The organism is Streptomyces otsuchiensis (assembly GCF_004305975.1).
Classification (GTDB): domain Bacteria; phylum Actinomycetota; class Actinomycetes; order Streptomycetales; family Streptomycetaceae; genus Streptomyces; species Streptomyces otsuchiensis.
This window is the reverse complement of sequence record NZ_BHZI01000034.1, coordinates 1-17,605: the sequence shown is the minus strand read 5'-3', so window position 1 is coordinate 17,605 and position 17,605 is coordinate 1. Positions and strand designations below refer to the sequence as shown.

The 17,605-nt window shown below is 73.6% G+C and carries 15 protein-coding genes; 7 read left to right on the top strand and 8 right to left on the bottom strand.

The features are described from left to right. Positions 1-120 precede the first annotated feature (120 nt). The gene (locus tag E0D90_RS05600; RefSeq protein ID WP_174856147.1) at positions 121-1,629 is read left to right on the top strand and encodes an MGH1-like glycoside hydrolase domain-containing protein; all 1,509 of its coding nucleotides are present in this window, start codon (positions 121-123) and stop codon (positions 1,627-1,629) included. Between the two features lie 133 nt (positions 1,630-1,762). Next, positions 1,763-3,838 carry an amylo-alpha-1,6-glucosidase gene (locus E0D90_RS05595; RefSeq protein ID WP_130796826.1) on the top strand — a complete coding sequence of 692 codons (2,076 nt, stop codon included), beginning with the start codon at positions 1,763-1,765 and terminating at the stop codon, positions 3,836-3,838. A 39-nt stretch (positions 3,839-3,877) separates the two neighbouring features. Here the strand turns inward: E0D90_RS05595 and dusB are convergent, their stop codons facing one another. Both dusB and E0D90_RS05585 read right to left on the bottom strand, forming a co-directional pair. Next, the gene (gene dusB, locus E0D90_RS05590) at positions 3,878-5,029 is read right to left on the bottom strand and encodes a tRNA dihydrouridine synthase DusB (protein ID WP_130796825.1); all 1,152 of its coding nucleotides are present in this window, start codon (positions 5,027-5,029) and stop codon (positions 3,878-3,880) included. A gap of 242 nt (positions 5,030-5,271) precedes the next feature. Further along, on the bottom strand, positions 5,272-6,654 hold the full coding sequence (locus E0D90_RS05585) for a glycine--tRNA ligase (protein WP_103504767.1): 1,383 nt from the start codon (positions 6,652-6,654) through the stop codon (positions 5,272-5,274). 176 nt (positions 6,655-6,830) lie between these two features. Between E0D90_RS05585 and E0D90_RS05580 the strand changes: the two genes are divergently transcribed. The 4 genes from E0D90_RS05580 (at position 6,831) to E0D90_RS05565 (ending at position 10,395) form a co-directional block, all read left to right on the top strand. Then, the gene (locus E0D90_RS05580; RefSeq protein ID WP_130796824.1) at positions 6,831-8,048 is read left to right on the top strand and encodes a metal ABC transporter substrate-binding protein; all 1,218 of its coding nucleotides are present in this window, start codon (positions 6,831-6,833) and stop codon (positions 8,046-8,048) included. 79 nt (positions 8,049-8,127) lie between these two features. After that, complete coding sequence (locus tag E0D90_RS05575) at positions 8,128-8,883, top strand: metal ABC transporter ATP-binding protein (protein ID WP_130796823.1); 756 nt, start codon at positions 8,128-8,130, stop codon at positions 8,881-8,883. 150 nt (positions 8,884-9,033) lie between these two features. Further along, positions 9,034-9,906 (top strand): metal ABC transporter permease, encoded by an 873-nt coding sequence (locus E0D90_RS05570; protein ID WP_170214919.1) that lies wholly within the window; start codon positions 9,034-9,036, stop codon positions 9,904-9,906. A 75-nt stretch (positions 9,907-9,981) separates the two neighbouring features. After that, positions 9,982-10,395 carry a Fur family transcriptional regulator gene (locus tag E0D90_RS05565; protein ID WP_130796822.1) on the top strand — a complete coding sequence of 138 codons (414 nt, stop codon included), beginning with the start codon at positions 9,982-9,984 and terminating at the stop codon, positions 10,393-10,395. Positions 10,396-10,531: 136 nt separating this feature from the next. On the opposite strand, the gene E0D90_RS05560 is transcribed toward E0D90_RS05565, so the two are convergent. The 3 genes from E0D90_RS05560 to E0D90_RS05550 form a co-directional block, all read right to left on the bottom strand. Further along, positions 10,532-11,401 (bottom strand): isoprenyl transferase, encoded by an 870-nt coding sequence (locus tag E0D90_RS05560; RefSeq protein WP_130796821.1) that lies wholly within the window; start codon positions 11,399-11,401, stop codon positions 10,532-10,534. A 131-nt stretch (positions 11,402-11,532) separates the two neighbouring features. Next, positions 11,533-12,363 (bottom strand): DNA repair protein RecO, encoded by an 831-nt coding sequence (recO, locus tag E0D90_RS05555; RefSeq protein WP_130796820.1) that lies wholly within the window; start codon positions 12,361-12,363, stop codon positions 11,533-11,535. A gap of 50 nt (positions 12,364-12,413) precedes the next feature. Beyond that, positions 12,414-13,205 (bottom strand): response regulator transcription factor, encoded by a 792-nt coding sequence (locus E0D90_RS05550; protein WP_130796819.1) that lies wholly within the window; start codon positions 13,203-13,205, stop codon positions 12,414-12,416. Positions 13,206-13,516: 311 nt separating this feature from the next. On the opposite strand from E0D90_RS05550, the gene argS reads away from it, so the two are divergent. Further along, positions 13,517-15,307, top strand: coding sequence for an arginine--tRNA ligase (argS, locus tag E0D90_RS05545; RefSeq protein WP_130796818.1), 1,791 nt, complete (start codon positions 13,517-13,519; stop codon positions 15,305-15,307). Between the two features lie 116 nt (positions 15,308-15,423). On the opposite strand, the gene E0D90_RS05540 is transcribed toward argS, so the two are convergent. The 3 genes from E0D90_RS05540 to E0D90_RS05530 all read right to left on the bottom strand — a co-directional run. Further along, positions 15,424-16,038 (bottom strand): malonic semialdehyde reductase, encoded by a 615-nt coding sequence (locus tag E0D90_RS05540; protein ID WP_103528893.1) that lies wholly within the window; start codon positions 16,036-16,038, stop codon positions 15,424-15,426. Positions 16,039-16,148: 110 nt separating this feature from the next. Next, positions 16,149-17,003, bottom strand: a complete 855-nt coding sequence (locus E0D90_RS05535; protein WP_130796817.1) for a YqjF family protein — start codon at positions 17,001-17,003, stop codon at positions 16,149-16,151. Positions 17,004-17,089: 86 nt separating this feature from the next. Next, the coding region (locus E0D90_RS05530; RefSeq protein WP_438827372.1) for a DoxX family protein at positions 17,090-17,605 on the bottom strand (516 nt) is incomplete at its 5' end.

Here is a 17,605-nt window from a genome sequence, read left to right as displayed (position 1 = left end):
TGTCTACGTGAGTGATACTACATTCATGCTTTTGCGTGTTAAGCCGACGTAACTCTGCGGTATCTTCTGCATAAGCGATGCGGCCGCGCCCGTGTCGGGGGCTCCGGGTGTGGAGGCGGAATGACGACACGACTGCTCGCGCACAGCCCGTACCACCCCGTCCGTCCCGGCCTCCTCCCGCCGCGCGCCCGCGCCATCACCCGCGCCGCGCGCCGGGTGCTGCGGGCCAACTGGTGCGGCGGCTCGACCGTTCCCAGCCGCGGCCTCTACCCGCACCAGTGGAGCTGGGACTCCGCGTTCATCGCCATCGGCCAGCGCCATCTCGACCCCGCACGCGCCCGGCGTGAGCTGCGCACGCTGTTCGCGGCGCAGTGGTCGGACGGCCGCGTACCGCACATCGTCTTTCACCCGGACGTGCCACTGGGCGCCTACTTCCCCAGCCCCGACTTCTGGCGCTCCTCCTACCACGGCGCCGGGCGCGGAGCGCCGAGCGCAGCCGAGACCTCCGGCATCGTCCAGCCCCCGGTCCACGCCCTCGCCGCCTGGCTGGTGCACCGTGCCGACCCTGAGGGCTCCGCCGCCGAGGGCTTCCTCGCCGGACTCCACCCCGCGCTCCTCGCCTGGCAGAACTACCTCACCGGCCCGCGCGACCTGGGCGGCGGCGGCCTGGCCGCGATCGTCCACCCGTGGGAGTCCGGCATGGACAACAGCCCCGCCTGGGACCGGCCGCTCGCCCGGATCACCCCCGCGAACCCCCGGGGGTTCCGCCGCGCCGACCTCGACCACGGCGCCGCCGACGACCGGCCCACCGACCTGGACTACGGCCGGTACGTCCGGCTCGCCGCCGACTACCGGGACCACGACTACGACGACGCCACCGCGCCGCATCCCTTCGCCGTGGAGGACCCCGGTCTCAACGCGCTGCTGATCGCCTCCGAACACGCCCTCGGTGACATCGCCGACGCCCTCGGCCTCGACGGAGCCGCGCACCGCGCGGCCGCCCGCCGCCGGACCGGGGCCCTGGTGGACCGGCTGTGGAACCCGCACACCGGCCTCTTCCACCCCCGGGACCTCGTCGGCGAGCGGCTGCTGGCGGAGCGCGGCGCCGCCGGGCTGCTGCCGCTCATCGCGCCCGACCTGCCCGCCCAGGCCGTGACGGAGCTGCGCCGCACCCTGGCAGGACCCCACTTCGGCCTGGGCACCTCCACCCGGCTCGTGCCCAGCCACGACCTGCTGGGCCCCGCCTTCGACCCCTCGCGCTACTGGCGCGGTCCGGCCTGGTTCAACGTCAACTGGCTGGTGGAGCGCGGACTTCGGCTGCACGGCGCGGAGCGCGAGGCCCGCGACCTGCGGACCGCCGCCGTCACCGCCGCCGCCGGATCCGGCTTCGCCGAGTACCTCGACCCCCACACCCTGGCGGCCCACGGGACCAGGGAGTTCGGCTGGACGGCCGCGCTCACCGTGGACCTGCTGGCCACCGACGCGCAGACCACCGACGGCCACCGCGCCGCCGGCGTACCACACACCGCGGCCGGTCACCCGGCCGTGCTCCGCCACAGCGGCGGATCCCGCACCGTCCCCGACGGCGCCACCGCCGGGGACGACGGCACGGCCGGGGGCACGAGCTGACAGCCCGCCCGGACCGCACCCCCGGCGCGGCGCCGGTCGGGCCGGGCACCGGCCGCACCGAGAACCACCCACGGCACACAGCGCGTTGACGCGTGACGGACGAGCGTGAGGGACCCAGGGAGGGCTGCGCACGATGAACTCGACGCACCACAGACTTCTGGTGCACAACGGCACCTTCGCCACGATCGGTCCCTCCGGGGACATCACCGGGGCACGGGGGGACACCCCGGACGGCCTGTTCGCCGGCGACGCCCGGCACCTCAGCCGCTGGCAGTTGACCATCGACGGCACCACCCCGACCGTCCTGGTCCCGGCCTCCGAAGGGCCACGCTCCGAGAGCGTGCTGATCCCCGCCGGCAGCCGCGCGGAACCACCGGCGCACACCGTCTTCCGTGAACAGACCATCGCCGACGGCGCGTTGGTCGAGACCCTGCGCATCACCGGCAACCGGCACCACGCCGGTGCGGCCCTGGTCGCCATCACCGTCGACGCCGACTTCGCCGACCAGTTCGAACTGCGGTCGGACCACCGCTGGTACGAGAAGCCCCACGCCGTCCGCAGCCGCCATGTCCTGCCCGACGGCATCGAGTTCGGCTACCGCCGCCAGGAGTGGCACTCCCGCACCCTCATCACGGCGAGCCCGCCCCCGGACGCGGTCGAGGAGACCGGCAGCGGGGCCCGGCGCCTGGTGTGGCGGATCTCGCCGGAGCCGCATGCCGCCGCCGAACTGACCCTGCGCGTCGTGCCGTTGCCGCACGGAGCGCCCGAACCGGCCTCGGGTGACGACGGCTTCCTCCCGCACGCCGGACGGGCCGGAGCGGACGGCCCCGCCGCCGTGCCGCCCCGCGACGCACTGACCGGCGCCGGCGTCCTGACCACGGACGCCCTGACCACCGACGCCCTGACCACGGAAGTGCTCACCACCGGCCTCCTGGCCACCGACGTGCTGACCGCTCCGGGCGCCGGGACCAACGGATCGTGGCCGGAACTCGACGCCGCCTGCCGCCGCGGCCTGGCCGATCTCGCCGCGCTGCGCACCACCGCCACCGGTCCCGACGGCGAGGTGCTGCGCGTACCGGCCGCCGGAGTGCCGTGGTTCGTCACTCTGCTCGGCCGCAACGCCCTGCTCACCTCGCTGTTCGCGCTCCCCTACCGCCCGGCGCTGGCCGCCGACACACTGCTGGCGCTCGCCGCCGCGCAGGCCACCGCCGACGAGCCGGCCCGCATCGCCCAGCCCGGCAAGATCGTCCACGAGATGCGCCAGGGCGAGCTCGCCCACTTCGGCCAGGTCCCCTACGGCCGGTACTACGGCTCGGTGGACAGCACCCCGCTGTTCCTGGTCCTGCTCGGCGCCCACGCCGAACACGCCGCAGACGACAAGCTGGCGCGACGGCTGGAACGCCACGCCCGCGCCGCCGTCAGCTGGATGTTCGAGCACGGCGGGCTGCGCGACCACGGCTACCTCGTCTACCACCCCGACCAGGGTGGCGTGGCGAACCAGAGCTGGAAGGACTCCGCCGACGCCATCTGCCACGCCGACGGCACCCCGGCGCAGGGCCGGGTGAGCGCCGCCGTCGCCCAGGGCTACGCCTACGACGCACTGCGCCGCACGGCCGGGCTGGCCCGCACCGTCTGGGACGACCCGGCCTACGCGGACGGCCTGGACGCGGCGGCGACCGCGTTGCGGGAACGGTTCCGCGAGGACTTCTGGATGGACGAGCACGACCTCACCGCGCTGGCCCTGGACGGGGACGGCAGCCGGGTCGACGCCCTCGCCTCGGACGCCGGTCACCTGCTGTGGTCCGGCATCCTCGACGGCGACCTCGCGGTACGAGCCGGCCGCAGGCTGCTGCGCGGGGACTTCTTCTCCGGCTGGGGTGTGCGCACCCTCGCCGCCGGTCAGGGCGCCTACCATCCGCTCGCCTACCACCGGGGCGCCGTCTGGCCCCACGACAACGCGGTCCTCGCTCTCGGCCTGGCGCGGCACGGGCTGGCCGAGGAGGCCCGCACGGTGGCGGAGGCGGTGGTAGCGACCGCCGCGGCGGGCAACGGCCGGCTGCCGGAGGTGATCGCGGGGTACGCGCGAGAGGGTCACGCCCGGCCGGTGCCGCACCCGCACGCCTGCGCACCGCAGTCCTGGGCGGCGGCGGCGCCGTTCGCGCTCCTCACGGCCGTGGCCACCCGCGCCGGGGTGGCGGCGGCGGCCTGACCGCGCGGCCGGCGGGCGCGGGCCCACCGGCTCGCCGGGTCACCCGCCCGACGTGTCCAGCTCCGCGTCGGCGGTGACCGCGGCGCAGTCGTAGGGGTCGTCGAGCCAGCCGTCGGGGAGCACCACCCGGTTGCGGCTCGACGTCCGGCCGCGGGGGCCGTCGGCGCCCTCCGGCCACGCCTGGTCCAGCTCCAGTTCCCCGAGCAGCTCGGAGAGTTGGGCCAGCGAGGAGGTGACGGCCAGCCGGCGGCGCAGCTCGGAGCCGACGGAGAAGCCCTTGGTGTACCAGGCGACGTGCTTGCGGAAGTCGATCACCCCGCGGCTCTCGTCCTCCAGCCACTCCCCGAGCAGCGTCGCGTGCCGCACCATGGTCGCGGCCACCTCGCGGAGGGTGGGGCGGGCCGCCGACTCGGGGCCCCGGCCGTCGAAGGCGGCCACCAGGTCGGCGAAGAGCCAGGGGCGTCCCAGGCAGCCGCGGCCCACCACGACGCCGTCGCATCCGGTGTACCGGACCATGCGCAGCGCGTCGGCGGCGGACCAGATGTCGCCGTTGCCGAGCACCGGGACCTCCGGCACGGTCTCCTTGAGCCGGGCGATGGCGTCCCAGTCGGCGGTGCCACCGTAGTGCTGGGCGGCGGTGCGGCCGTGCAGCGCGATGGCGGTGATGCCCTCCTCGACGGCGATCCGTCCGGCGTCCAGGTAGGTCAGGTGGTCGTCGTCGATACCCTTGCGCATCTTCATCGTCACCGGCAGGCCCCCCGCTCCGGCGACGGCCTCACGGAGGATGGAGCGCAGCAGGTTCCGCTTGTACGGGAGCGCCGAACCGCCGCCGCGGCGGGTGACCTTGGGGACCGGGCAGCCGAAGTTGAGGTCGATGTGGTCGGCGAGGTCCTCCTCGCTGATCATGCGGGCGGCCTGCCCGACCGTGACCGGGTCCACACCGTAGAGCTGGATGGAGCGCGGCTTCTCGGTGGCGTCGAAGTGCACCAGCCGCATCGTCTTGGCGTTGCGCTCCACCAGCGCGCGGGTGGTGATCATCTCGCTGACGAAGAGCCCGCGTCCGCCGCTGAACTCGCGGCACAGGGTGCGGAACGGCGCGTTGGTGATGCCCGCCATGGGTGCCAGCACCACGGGCGGGGAGACCGTGTGCGGGCCGATCTGCAACGGCGCGGCGACGGCTGTCTCGGGCATACGGGCGGTCCTCGGCTGTGCTGCGGTACGGGACTGGGGTGTGCCGCCGGCACGGGCACGGTGGCCCCGGCGGCGTCGCCATTGTCGCGCATCGTCCCGCCACGCGGCGAATGCCGCCCCGAAGCGGGGAGCGCGACCCCGGACGACGGACGCCCGGGCCGGGCGGAGCACGGTGGCTCCGCCCGGCCCGGGCGCTGTCCGCCGGTGGCGCCGCTCCCCGCACGGGGGCGCCACCGGCCGGATCAGCAGCCGATCAGCCGGCCGCCGAGGTAGGACTCGATCTGGTCGAGCGAGACCCGCTCCTGCTTCATGGTGTCGCGCTCACGCACGGTCACCGCGTTGTCGTCCAGGGTGTCGAAGTCGACGGTGACGCAGAACGGCGTGCCGATCTCGTCCTGGCGACGGTAGCGGCGGCCGATGGCACCGGCGTCGTCGAACTCGATGTTCCAGTGACGGCGCAGGGCCTCGGCCAGGCCGCGGGCCTTCGGCGACAGCTGCGGGTTGCGGGACAGCGGCAGGACCGCGACCTTCACCGGCGCCAGGCGCGGGTCGAGCCGCATCACGACGCGCTTCTCCAGCTTGCCCTTGGCGTTCGGCGCCTCGTCCTCCAGGTAGGCGTCGAGCATGAAGGCCAGCATGGCCCGGCCGACACCGGCCGCGGGCTCGATGACGTAGGGGGTCCAGCGCTCGCCGGCCTCCTGGTCGAAGTAGGCGAGGTCCTGGCCGGAGGCCTTGGAGTGCGCGCCGAGGTCGTAGTCGGTGCGGTTGGCGACGCCCTCCAGCTCGCCCCACTCACTGCCGCCGAACTGGAAGCGGTACTCGATGTCGGCGGTGCGCTTGGAGTAGTGCGACAGCTTCTCGGCCGGGTGCTCGTACCAGCGCATGTTGGCCTCCTGGAGGCCGAGGTTGCGGTACCAGTTCCAGCGCTGCTCCATCCAGTACTCCTGCCACTGCTCGTCCTCGCCCGGCTTGACGAAGAACTCCATCTCCATCTGCTCGAACTCGCGGGTCCGGAAGATGAAGTTGCCCGGCGTGATCTCGTTCCGGAACGACTTGCCCATCTGGGCGATGCCGAACGGCGGCTTCTTCCGGGAGGTCTGCTGGACCTGGGCGAAGTTGGTGAAGATGCCCTGGGCGGTCTCGGGGCGCAGGTAGGCGACCGAGCCGGAGTCCTGGGTCGGGCCGAGGTGGGTGGAGAGCAGGCCGGAGAACTGCTTGGGCTCGGTGAAGGAGCCCTTGTTGCCGCAGTGCGGGCAGTTGATGTCGGCGAGGCCGTTCTCGGGGAGACGGTTGTGCTTGGCCTCGTATGCCTCTTCCAGGTGGTCCGCGCGGAACCGCTTGTGGCAGGAGGTGCACTCGGTGAGCGGGTCGCTGAAGGTGGCGACGTGGCCGGAGGCCTCCCACACCTCGCTCGCCAGGATCACCGAGGAGTCAAGGCCGACCACGTCCTCGCGAGAGGTGACCATGTAGCGCCACCACTGACGCTTGATGTTCTCCTTCAGCTCCACGCCCAGCGGTCCGTAGTCCCAGGCGGCGCGCTGGCCGCCGTAGATCTCACTGCAGGGGTAGACGAAGCCACGGCGCTTGCTGAGGCTGACGATGGTGTCGATCTTGTCGGCGGCCACGGTGCTCTCTTCAGGACGGCGATGGGAGTCGCCCAAGATTACCGGCGGGCAAGGGCCCATCACCAAATCGGGGACGCGTGCTTTGGCCAGCGCGAGGACGGCCGGACGCGGAGGGTGAGCCAGCAGACAGCGCACACAATTGACAACGGTTTCCATATCCCTTGAAAATGGCTGTCATGACCAAAGCTCGCGCCTCGCGTCGCCCCCGGATAACCAGGTCCGCCCTCGCCACCACGGCCGCACTCTCCGTGCTCACGCTGAGCGCCTGCGGTGACGATGCGACGGGCGGATCGGGCAGCGCGGAGGGATCGGACGGAAAGCTCGCCGTCTCGGCCTCCTTCTATCCGATGGCCTACCTGGCGGAGCGCGTCGGCGGGGACCTCGTCGACGTCACCACCCTCACCTCGCCCGGCGTGGACCCGCACGACCTGGACCTCAGCCCCAAGCAGGTCGGGGCGCTGAGCGAGTCCGACGTGATCGTCTACCTCGAAGGACTCCAGCCCGCCGTCGACAGCGCCATCGCGCAGTCCGGCGTCGAGCACATCGCCGAGGCCATGTCCTTCGTCAACGCCGCCCCCGGCACCGACGACGGCGACGACGGCGACGACTCCGACGCGGACGCCGAGGAGGAGCCGCACGACGACGAGGACCACGCGGACGACGACGACCACGGGCACGAGCACGCGGACGAGGACGACCACGGGCACGACCACGCCGACGACGACGACCACGGGCACGACCACGCCGACGACGACGACCACGGGCACGACCACGGCGACGAGGACCACGACCACGCCGAGGAGGACGAGGACCACGCCGACGAGGACGACCACGGCCACGACGGGCACCACCACGGCCACGACCACGGGGACGGCGACCCGCACCTCTGGCTGGACCCGCTGACCTACGCCGTCGCCGCCCAGGGCGTCGCCGACACCCTGGCCGAGGCCGACCCGGACAACGCCGCCGACTACCGCAAGAACGCCGACGCCCTCGAAGCCGAACTCGGCGCCCTGGACGAGGAGTTCGAGGCCGGCCTCGCCAACCGCGAGATCGACACGATCATCACCACCCACGCCGCGTTCGGCTACCTGGCCGAGCGGTACGGGCTGGACGAGGAGGCCATCGCCGGCCTCGACCCGGAGTCCGAGCCCAGCGGCGCCCGCATGAAGGAACTGCACACCATCGCCGACCGCGAGAAGGTGACCACGGTCTTCTTCGAGGTGCTGGCGAGTGACGCCATGGCCACCACCCTCGCCCAGGATCTCGGCCTGGAGACCGACGTCCTCGACCCGGTCGAGGGGATCACCGAGGACTCGCGGGGCGACGACTACTTCGAGGTCATGCGCTCCAACCTGGAGGCCCTGCAGAAGGCGCTGGGCGCGACCTCGTAGGACACTCTCCGGGAGGAAGCACGTGCGCGTCCCCCGACCGCCGATCCGTCCCCCGACCACCCGACCCACGGAGTCACCCATGGAGCCTGTCATATCCCTCAGCGGGGTGACCGCCGAACTCGGCGGCCGGCCGGTGCTGCGTGGCGTCGATCTGGCGGTCGGGCCGGGCGAGGTGGTGGCGCTGCTGGGCGCCAACGGCTCCGGCAAGTCCACCAGCGTGCGGGCGGCGGTCGGGCAGGTGCCGCTGACCGGCGGCGAGCTGCGGCTCTTCGGTACACCGGTCCGTCGCTTCCGCGCCTGGCACCGGATCGGGTACGTCCCGCAGCGCTCCACGGCGGCGGGCGGGGTCCCGGCCACCGTCCGTGAGGTCGTCGCGGCCGGACGCCTGTCGCGGCGCGGGCTGCGTCCCCTGGGCCGCGCCGACCGGGACGCCGTGCAGCGGGCCCTGGAGCGGGTCGGCCTCGCCGACCGGGCGGGCGAGCCGGTGGACTCCCTCTCCGGCGGACAGCACCAGCGGGTGCTGATCGCACGGGCGCTCACCACCGAGCCGGAGCTGCTGATCATGGACGAGCCGCTGGCGGGCGTGGACCTCGGCAGCCAGCGAATACTGGCCGACACCCTGCGGGAGCAGACGGACCGAGGCGTCTCGGTGCTGCTGGTGCTGCACGAGCTGGGCCCGCTGGAGCCACTGATCGACCGGGCCGTGGTGCTCTCCGGCGGAATGGTGGAACGGGTGGTGGAACACCCCTCCGAACTGCCCGACAGCCACGCCTGCCATCCCGACGACGAGCTGGACCCCTCCGTGGTGCCACCGCTCCAGACCGGCATCTTCTGAGGGCCGCGCCTTCTGGGGGCCGCGTCCTCCCGGGACCGCGCCCTCCGAGGCCGCATCCTCCGAATGACATGCGGCGCCATCGCCGCCCGGCGCGCCAGGGCCACCCGGCCCGCCGCGACCGGCACACCGAACAGCGGAAACGGACGGATCATGCTGGAAGTCCTCGACTACCCGTTCATGCAGCGCGCGCTCCAGGCGGCGCTGCTGATCGGGATCGCCGCCCCGGCGGTGGGGATCTACCTGGTGCAGCGCCGGCAGGCGCTGATGGGCGACGGCATCGGCCATGTGGCGCTGACCGGCGTCGCGCTGGGGTTCCTGCTCTCCGCCAACCCGGTGTGGATGGCCGTGCTGGTCTCCGTGATCGGTGCGGTCGCCATGGAGCTGGTCCGCTCCTCCGGCCGCGCGCGCGGTGACATCGCCCTGGCGATGCTGTTCTACGGCGGCATGGCCGGTGGCGTCATGATCATCAACCTGGCGCCGGGAGGGTCCACCGCAAATCTCACGACCTACCTCTTCGGCTCGGTCAACACCGTCTCCCCCAGCGACATCAACGCGATCATGATCCTCTCGGCGTTCGTGCTGCTGGTCTCCTTCGGGCTGCGGCGGCAGCTGTTCTCGGTGTGCCAGGACGAGGAGTTCGCCCGGGTCACCGGCCTGCCGGTGCGGGCGCTCAACCTGCTGCTCGCCGTGACCGCCGCCGCGACCGTCACCGTCGCCATGCGGGTGGTCGGGCTGCTGCTGGTCAGCGCGCTGATGGTGATCCCGGTGGTGGCCGCCCAGCAGGTCACCCGGGGGTTCGCGACCACGCTGGGGCTGTCCGTCGGCTTCGGCGTGCTGGTGTCGGTCTCCGGCACCGTCACCTCGTACCACGCCGACGTCCCGCCCGGTGCGACCATCGTGCTGATCGCCCTCGGCCTGTTCGCCCTGATCTCGGTTCTGGCCGTCCCGCTCTCCCGCCGTCGCGCGCGCCGGGCGGCCCCCGCGACGGCGGCCCCGAGAACGGACGTCGCCCCAGCACCCTGATGTCCTGGCACAATGGCATCCCTGTACGGGAGCCGTGCGGGTACAGGAATTCCGAGGATCTTCCGAGGAGGCATCGTGGTGACGGCAGGACCACCGGTCCGTGGGCGGTCGACCCGCCAGCGGGCGGCGGTGGCGGAGGCGCTCGCCGAGGTGGACGAGTTCCGCAGCGCGCAGGAGCTGCATGATCTGCTCAAGCACCGGGGCGACTCGGTCGGGCTGACCACCGTCTACCGCACCCTTCAGTCCCTCGCCGACGCGGGCGAGGTCGACGTGCTGCGGACCAAGGACGGCGAGTCGGTGTACCGGCGCTGTTCCACCGACGACCACCACCACCATCTGGTCTGCCGCACCTGCGGCAAGGCGGTGGAGGTGGAGGGCCCGGCGGTCGAGAAGTGGGCGGACGCCGTCGCCGTCGAGCACGGGTTCGTGGACGTCGCGCACACCGTCGAGGTGTTCGGCACCTGCGGCGACTGCGCCGCCACACGCTGATCGGAGGCCGCTCGCTGATCCGGGGCGGCTCTCCGGGGCGGCTCACGCGCTGACCCCGGCCGGACGCCGTCCGGCGCGGGCCCGCACCCGGCCCCGAGCGGGCGGGGGTGCGGCGCCCGCGTGGGAGGCCGTGGCGTCAGCGGGCGGTCGGGTTCCCGTCGCCGCCCGGCTCCGCGCCACGGTCCCCGGCGGTGAGCTCGTTGGGCAGCGCCCCGCCGAAACGGCGGTCGCGGGAGGCGTACTCGACGCAGGCGTCCCAGAGGTTCCGCCGGTCGAAGTCGGGCCACAGGATGTCCTGGTAGACCATCTCCGCGTAGGCGCTCTGCCAGATCAGGTAGTTGGAGGTGCGCTGCTCGCCGGAGGGGCGCAGGAACAGGTCCACGTCCGGCATGTCCGGGTGGTAGAGGTAGCGGGCGAGCGTCTTCTCGTCGACCTTGGACGGGTCCAGCCGTCCGGCCTTGACGTCCATGGCCAGCTTCGCCGCCGCGTCGGCGATCTCGGCCCGCCCGCCGTAGTTGACGCACATGTAGAGCGTCATCGCCTCGTTGTCCCTGGTCCGTGCCTCGGCTGCCTGGAGCTTGTTGACGACCGAGCGCCACAACCGCGGCTGACGGCCGGCCCAGCGGATGCGGACACCCATGGCGTCCAGCTCCTCGGTGCGGCGGTCGATGACGTCGCGGTTGAAGGCCATCAGGAACCGCACCTCGTCGGGCGAGCGCTTCCAGTTCTCGGTGGAGAAGGCGTAGAGCGAGAGGTTGCGCACGCCCAGTTCGATGCAGCCCTTGACCACGTCGAGGACCACGCTCTCCCCGATCTTGTGCCCCTCGGTGCGCGGCAGCCCCCGGTCCTTGGCCCAGCGGCCGTTGCCGTCCATCACGATCGCCACATGGCCCGGAACCAGCTCGGCCGGGAGCTTGGGCGGGCGCGCACCGGACGGGTGCGGCTCGGGTGCGGCGTAATCGGCGGGCACGCGACGCTGCCGGGACAGCATTCCGCGACGGGCCATGGCAGTGCTCTCTCTCACAGAGGTCGGATCGACAGCCGGAGACTGGTGGGTCCACAGCTCCGGCCTGGAGCGAGCGTAGCGGACCGGCGGCACGGCCCCGCCCCGCGCACCGGCCGTGGGACGGCCGGTGGTTACGGCAGGCGGCGCGCGTCCGGAACGGCTCCCGCTCCGGCGGTCCCACCGGAGCCCGCCGCCCCGGCGGGTGCCGGGGAGACACTGCGGTCGACGTACCGCAGCGAGCGCAGGCCGCGCTCCATGTGCCAGTGCAGGTAGGCCGAGACCAGGCCGCTCCCCTCGCGCATGTGGCGGGGCTCCGCGGCGTCGGCGGTGGCCCAGTCGCCGGTCAGCAGCGCGCCGAGCAGCGCCAGCGCCTCGGAGGACGGGACGACGCAGCCCGGCATCCGGCAGTCGGTGCAGACGGTGCCGCCCGCGGCCACCGAGAAGAACCGGTTCGGCCCCGGCATGCCGCACCGGGCGCAGTCGGCGAAGCTCGGGGCGTAGCCGCCGATGGAGAGGGAGCGCAGCAGGAAGGCGTCCAGGACCAGCCCGGGGGCGTGGTCGCCGGAGGCCAGCACCCGCAGTCCGCCGACCAGCAGCAGGTACTGCTGCACGCTCGGCTCGCCCTCGTGGTCGGTGAACCGCTCGGCCGTCTCCAGCATGGCGGTGCCGGCCGTGTAGCGGGCGTAGTCGGTGACGATGGCCTGGCCGTAGGGGGCGATGGTCTCCGTCTGGGTGCACATCGGCAGCCCCCGGCCGATCAGCTCGCCGCCCCGGGCGAAGAACTGCACGTCCACGTGGGAGAACGGCTCCAGCCGGGCGCCGAACTTGGAGGAGGTGCGCCGCACCCCCCGGGCGACCGCCCGGACCCGTCCGTGGCCGCGGGTGAGCAGGGTGATGATCCGGTCCGCCTCGCCCAGCTTCTGGGTGCGCAGCACGATGCCGTCGTCGCGGAACAGAGTCATGGGCCCATTCTGGCGTACCGGGCGGGACCGCCCGGTCGCGGCGCCCGCGGTCAGTCCCCGACGGTCCGCGCGGGCCCCCCGGCCGGGCCGTCCGCGACGCCCGCGCGGACCAGCCCCGACTCGTAGGCCGCGATGACCAGCTGTGCCCGGTCCCGGGCCGCGAGCTTGCCCATGACCCGGCTGACGTGGGTCTTGGCGGTCAGCGGCGACAGGCTCAGCGCACCGGCGATCTCCGCGTTGTTCAGTCCGCGCCCCACCAGTTCCAGCACCTGGAGTTCCCGGGCGGAGAGGCCCGCCGGGCCCGTGCCGCCGTCCCCCGCCGTCCGGCCGCGTGGCGGTGCGGGGGGCACGCTCAGCAGCCGGGCGATCAGCCGCCCGGTGGGGCCCGGCGAGAGCAGCGCGTCCCCGGCGGCGACCGTGCGGATTCCGTCCAGCAGTTCCACCGGGCGGGTGTCCTTGACCAGGAACCCGGACGCCCCGGCCCGCAGGGCATCCATCACGTGGTCGTCGGTGTCGTAGGTGGTGAGGACGAGCACACGGACCCCGGCGAGCTGCTCGTCCGCCGCGATGAGCCGGGTGGCCTCGATGCCGTCGAGGTCGGGCATGCGGATGTCCATCAGCACCAGCGAGGGGCGCGTCCGCCGGGCCAGTTCCACCGCCTCGCGCCCGGTCGCGGCCTCCCCCACCACCGTCATGCCCGGCGCGGAGCCGACCAGCATCGCGAAGGCGCCGCGTACCAGCGCCTGGTCGTCGGCGAGGAGCACGCGGATCTCGCCCTCTGCGGCGCCGCCCCCGTCCGGACGCGCCGGGGCGGTGGAGGCGGGGGGCTGGGCGCTCGTCATACCCAGAAGCGTAGGCGGCGGGGCGGCGATGCCGCTCCCGGGCGCTCGGTGCCGCTCGGTGCCGCGTGGTGCCGCTCCGTGCCGCACGCCGCCGCCGCCCCGTGCCGGGACGGCGGGCCTGCGCTCCGGGGCCGCGAACCGCGGGCGGTGGCACCGCGCGGCCACGGTGGCCGCCCGTACCTGACATGCTTGTCGTCGTGGGCGCGCGCCCGGGGCCGTGGTCGGCCGCGTGCGCGTCGTGACTCCCACCCGGTCTACAAGCGTGAGCAGGCGTGCACAGCGCGGCTCGCGCGTGGAGGAAGTTCGCGGACATGACGCAGCAGGTTCGGTCGCTGGCAGCAGAGGTGGAGGCCGCCGTCTCGGCGGCGATGGGTGAGGTCGTTCCGGCCGAGCTGGCCGGCGAGGACCCCCTCGTCCGACGCAGCGACCACGCCGACTTCCAGTCCAATGTCTCCCTGTCCCTGGCCAAGCGGATCGGGCGCAAGCCGCGTGAGCTCGCCGAGGAGCTGCGCGTCCGGCTGGACGCGGTCCCGTGGATCGCGTCGGTCGAGGTCTCCGGCCCCGGCTTCCTCAACATCACCCTGAGCGACGCCGCGCTGATCGGGCGGCTGGAGGCCCGGCAGGGCGACGACCGGCTGGGCGTGCCCCGCACGCAGGCCGCCGAGGTGGCCGTCCTCGACTACTCCGCGCCGAACGTCGCGAAGGAGATGCACGTCGGGCATCTGCGCTCCACCCTGATCGGGGACGCGCTGGCCCGGGTCCTCGACCACCTGGGCGCGCGGACCGTGCGGCAGAACCACGTCGGCGACTGGGGCACCCAGTTCGGCATGCTGATCCAGTACATCGACGAGAACCCGCAGCTGGCCTGGCGCGGAGCGGAACTCGGCGACGCGCAGGCCGCCGGCAGCGCGGTCTCCGCCCTGGACCAGCTCTACCGGGACGCCCGGAAGGTCTTCGACGCCGACCCGGCGTTCAAGGAGCGGGCCCAGCGCCGCGTGGTGGGACTCCAGTCGGGCGACGAGGAGACCCTCGCCGCCTGGCGGGAGATCGTCGCCGAGTCCGAGGCCGCGTTCCAGCAGGTCTACGGACGGCTCGGGGTCCTGCTGACCCTCGACGACGTGGCCGGCGAGTCCTTCTACAACACCCGGCTCCAGAGCGTGGTGGACGAGCTGCGAGAGAAGGGCATCGTCGAGGAGAGCGAGGGCGCGCTCTGCGTCTTCTACGACGACATCCGCGGCCCGGAGGACACCCCGGTGCCGCTGCTGGTCCAGAAGCGCGACGGCGGCTTCGGCTACGCGGCGACCGACCTGGCGGCGATCCGGTACCGCACCCAGGAGCTGGGGGCGACCCGCATCCTGTACATGGTGGACGCGCGGCAGGCCCAGCACTTCGACATGGTCTTCCGCACCGCGCGGCGCGCCGGCTGGCTCCACGACGGGGTCGAGGCGGTCCACGTCCAGAACGGCACGATCAACGGCCCGGACGGCCGCCCCTTCAAGACCCGTTCCGGCGGGACGGTGCGGCTCGCGGACCTCCTGGACGACGCGCTGGCCCGGGCCCGTGAGGTCATCGCCGAGAAGGACGCCGAGAAGGGCGGGACGCTCGACGAGGCGCGGCTGGACGAGGTGGCGGGGCTGGCGAGCATCGGCGCCGTGAAGTACGCCGAGCTGTCGACGTCGCGGGCGAAGAACTACAACTTCGACGTCAACCAGATGGTGTCGTTCAACGGGCAGACCGGCGTCTACCTCCAGTACACCCACACCCGCATCGCGTCGATCCTGCGCCGCGCGGCGGACGAGGCCGCCGCCGCGTCCTTCGACGCCACCCTGGCGCTGGCCCCGGCGGAGCGTGAACTGTCGCTGCTGCTCGACGAGTTCGGCGCCGTCCTGGACTCGGTCGCCGCGACGCTGGAGCCGCACCGGCTGGCCGGGTACCTCTACTCGCTGGCCAAGGCGTACACCGGCTTCTACGAGTCCTGCCCGGTGCTGAAGGCGGAGACCCCGCAGATCCGCGCCAACCGGCTGGCGCTGTGCCGGCTGAGCCGCGACACCCTCGCCCGCGGACTGAACCTGCTGGGCATCACGGCGCCCGACCGGATGTGAGCCATCCGCGAACGGCCGGGCACACCCGTGGTGTGCCCGGCCGTTCGCGTGTGCCGGTGCGTTCGCGCGTGCCCGCCCCGCGCGCGGGCGGCCGTCCGCGCGCGGGGCGCCGGGGCCTACGCCCAGCTGATGACCTCGTCGTCCGCCAGCCGTTCCTGGCGCGCGTGCCACGCGGCGGGCCCGGGGTGGCCGATGTTGACCAGCAGCACCGAACGCAGCGGGGTACCGGCGAAGAACTCGCCGTCCACCCCGTCGCCGTCGAATCCCTGCATCGGCCCGGCCGCCAGCCCGGCGGCGCGGACGGCCAGGATGAAGTAGCCGGCCTGGAGGATGGTGTTGTACCGGGCCGCCTCCCGGCGGACGGCGTCGTCGGCGAACCGGTCCTTGGTGCGCGGCCGGTGGGGCGCGAGACGCGGCAGGCTCTCGTGGAAGTCGGTGTCCATGGCCAGGACGGCGGTCGCGGGTGCGGCGGCGACCTTCTCGCGGTTGCCCTCGCTCATGTGCGGCAGCAGCCGGCGGCGCCCCTCGTCGCTGCGGACGTAGAGGACGCGCATCGGCTGGGTGTTCCCGGCCGTGGGCGCCCACTTGGCCAGCTCCCAGATGCCGGTCAGCTCCTCGGCGCTCACGGGGGTGTCGCTGAAGGTCCGGGCGGTGCGGGCGTCGGTGAAGATGAGAGCCCTGCCCTCGTCGTCGAGCGGACCGAGGACGGGCGGTTCGGTGGGGTGCGTCACGGTGGTGGATCTCTCGGCTGGGCCCGGGCCGTCACGGCTCGGGACGAACGGGCGCGGTCCGCGGAGCGCGGGCCGGGGGCCTTGGTGAGGGGAACGCAGAATACGACGTGTCAGGACCGCCCCCGCTCACGGGAACGCCGTGCGCCCGGGTCCTCGGCCGTGCCGGATTCCTCGGCCGTGCCGGATTCCTCGGCCGTGCCGGGCGACGGCAGGGCGAACCGGACCGGGACGCCGGGCGAGTACAGCACACTGACCGGATCGCCCTCCGGCCGCGGCAGACCTGCCGCGCTCACCAGGTCGTCCCGGCACTCCTCCAGCCCGGCCCGGTACAGCGCCCAGCGGGGGTGGCTGTTGGGCAGGTGCAGCGTGCGGCCGAAGGCCCGGCTGTGCAGGGCCCAGCGGGCGGTGAGGAAGTCTTCCAGCGGCGTCGGTTCGGCGATGCGGGCGCCGACCGTGACCGTCAGGCGGCTGCGCGCTCCGCGCGGCCCGGGCCAGCGGCGGGCGCTGTCGTAGCTGATCCGCCGGCCGTCCCGCCGCACGGCCATCCGCGCCCACATGTACGGGAGCCCGAACCCGGCGCGGGCGACGAGAGCCGCCGCGAGCCGCGAGGTCTCCAGCGAGCGGAAGACGACACCCCGGCGGCCGGCGGCGTCCACGGAGTAGAGACGGACGTTGGTCTCGGGGAACGTCCCGAAATAGGGAAGCCCCGGCAGTCCGAACCACCCGATCCGGTGCATCCGGAAGGCGATCAGACCGACATACGTCACCCCGCCGTGGGTGTCCGGGACACAGCCCGGGGGCAGCAGCGGGCCGACGGCCGCGGGCTCGACGGCCCAGTGCACAAAGGTCAGGTCGAGCCAGGACTGCGTCAGTACCGGACGGTCGATCCCGCGCGGCGGACCGGCGGTCACCGGCTCCGGCACGGGCGGGACCCAGGGCTGGCGGACGGCCGCGTTCCGGTCCATGTCCGGCAGCGTCTCACGCCACCCACCGGGCCCGCATGCGCGAGCCCGGTGGGACGTGGCGGTCGGGGCCTGACAGCCGCGCCCGGTCAGTCGCGGATGAGGAGGAGCACGGCGGCCGCGACGACGGCCAGGGCCAGCGCACCGAGCCCGTGGACCAGCCGGTGTTCGCGCAGGGCGGTGGGCAGCGGCAGGAAGCGGTCGACGGCGTACCGTCCGGGCCCCGTCAGGGCCAGGGCGGCGGCTCCGACGGCGAGGACCAGCGGCAGCTCGTAGCCGCCGAGGAACGGGTCGTCGGCGTGGGCGGAGAAGATCGCGTTGATCAGGGTGCCGACGACGGCGGCGCCGGCCAGCGGGGTCAGCGCGCCCAGGGCGAGACCGAGGCCGCCGAGGGTCTCGGCGAGTCCGGCGACCAGCGCCATGGTGTCGCCGGCGGGGTAGCCGAGGAAGGTGAAGAACTCACCGGTGCCGTCCAGGCCGCCGCCGTCGAACCAGCCGAACAGCTTCTGGGCGCCGTGGGCGGCCATGGTGAGGCCGATGCCCAGGCGCAGCAGGAGCAGTCCGAGGTCGAGGCCGGTGGGGGTGGGCCCGCCGGGGTGCGGCGC

Excerpts from the sequence above, each read along its gene's own strand:
- E0D90_RS05600 (WP_174856147.1), top strand. The coding sequence starts at position 121 with ATGACGACACGACTGCTCGCGCACAGCCCGTACCACCCCGTCCGTCCC.
- E0D90_RS05595 (WP_130796826.1), top strand. The coding sequence starts at position 1,763 with ATGAACTCGACGCACCACAGACTTCTGGTGCACAACGGCACCTTCGCC.
- dusB (WP_130796825.1), bottom strand. The coding sequence starts at position 5,029 with ATGCCCGAGACAGCCGTCGCCGCGCCGTTGCAGATCGGCCCGCACACG.
- E0D90_RS05580 (WP_130796824.1), top strand. The coding sequence starts at position 6,831 with ATGACCAAAGCTCGCGCCTCGCGTCGCCCCCGGATAACCAGGTCCGCC.
- E0D90_RS05575 (WP_130796823.1), top strand. The coding sequence starts at position 8,128 with ATGGAGCCTGTCATATCCCTCAGCGGGGTGACCGCCGAACTCGGCGGC.
- E0D90_RS05570 (WP_170214919.1), top strand. The coding sequence starts at position 9,034 with ATGCTGGAAGTCCTCGACTACCCGTTCATGCAGCGCGCGCTCCAGGCG.
- E0D90_RS05560 (WP_130796821.1), bottom strand. The coding sequence starts at position 11,401 with ATGGCCCGTCGCGGAATGCTGTCCCGGCAGCGTCGCGTGCCCGCCGAT.
- recO (WP_130796820.1), bottom strand. The coding sequence starts at position 12,363 with ATGACTCTGTTCCGCGACGACGGCATCGTGCTGCGCACCCAGAAGCTG.
- E0D90_RS05550 (WP_130796819.1), bottom strand. The coding sequence starts at position 13,205 with ATGACGAGCGCCCAGCCCCCCGCCTCCACCGCCCCGGCGCGTCCGGAC.
- argS (WP_130796818.1), top strand. The coding sequence starts at position 13,517 with ATGACGCAGCAGGTTCGGTCGCTGGCAGCAGAGGTGGAGGCCGCCGTC.
- E0D90_RS05535 (WP_130796817.1), bottom strand. The coding sequence starts at position 17,003 with ATGGACCGGAACGCGGCCGTCCGCCAGCCCTGGGTCCCGCCCGTGCCG.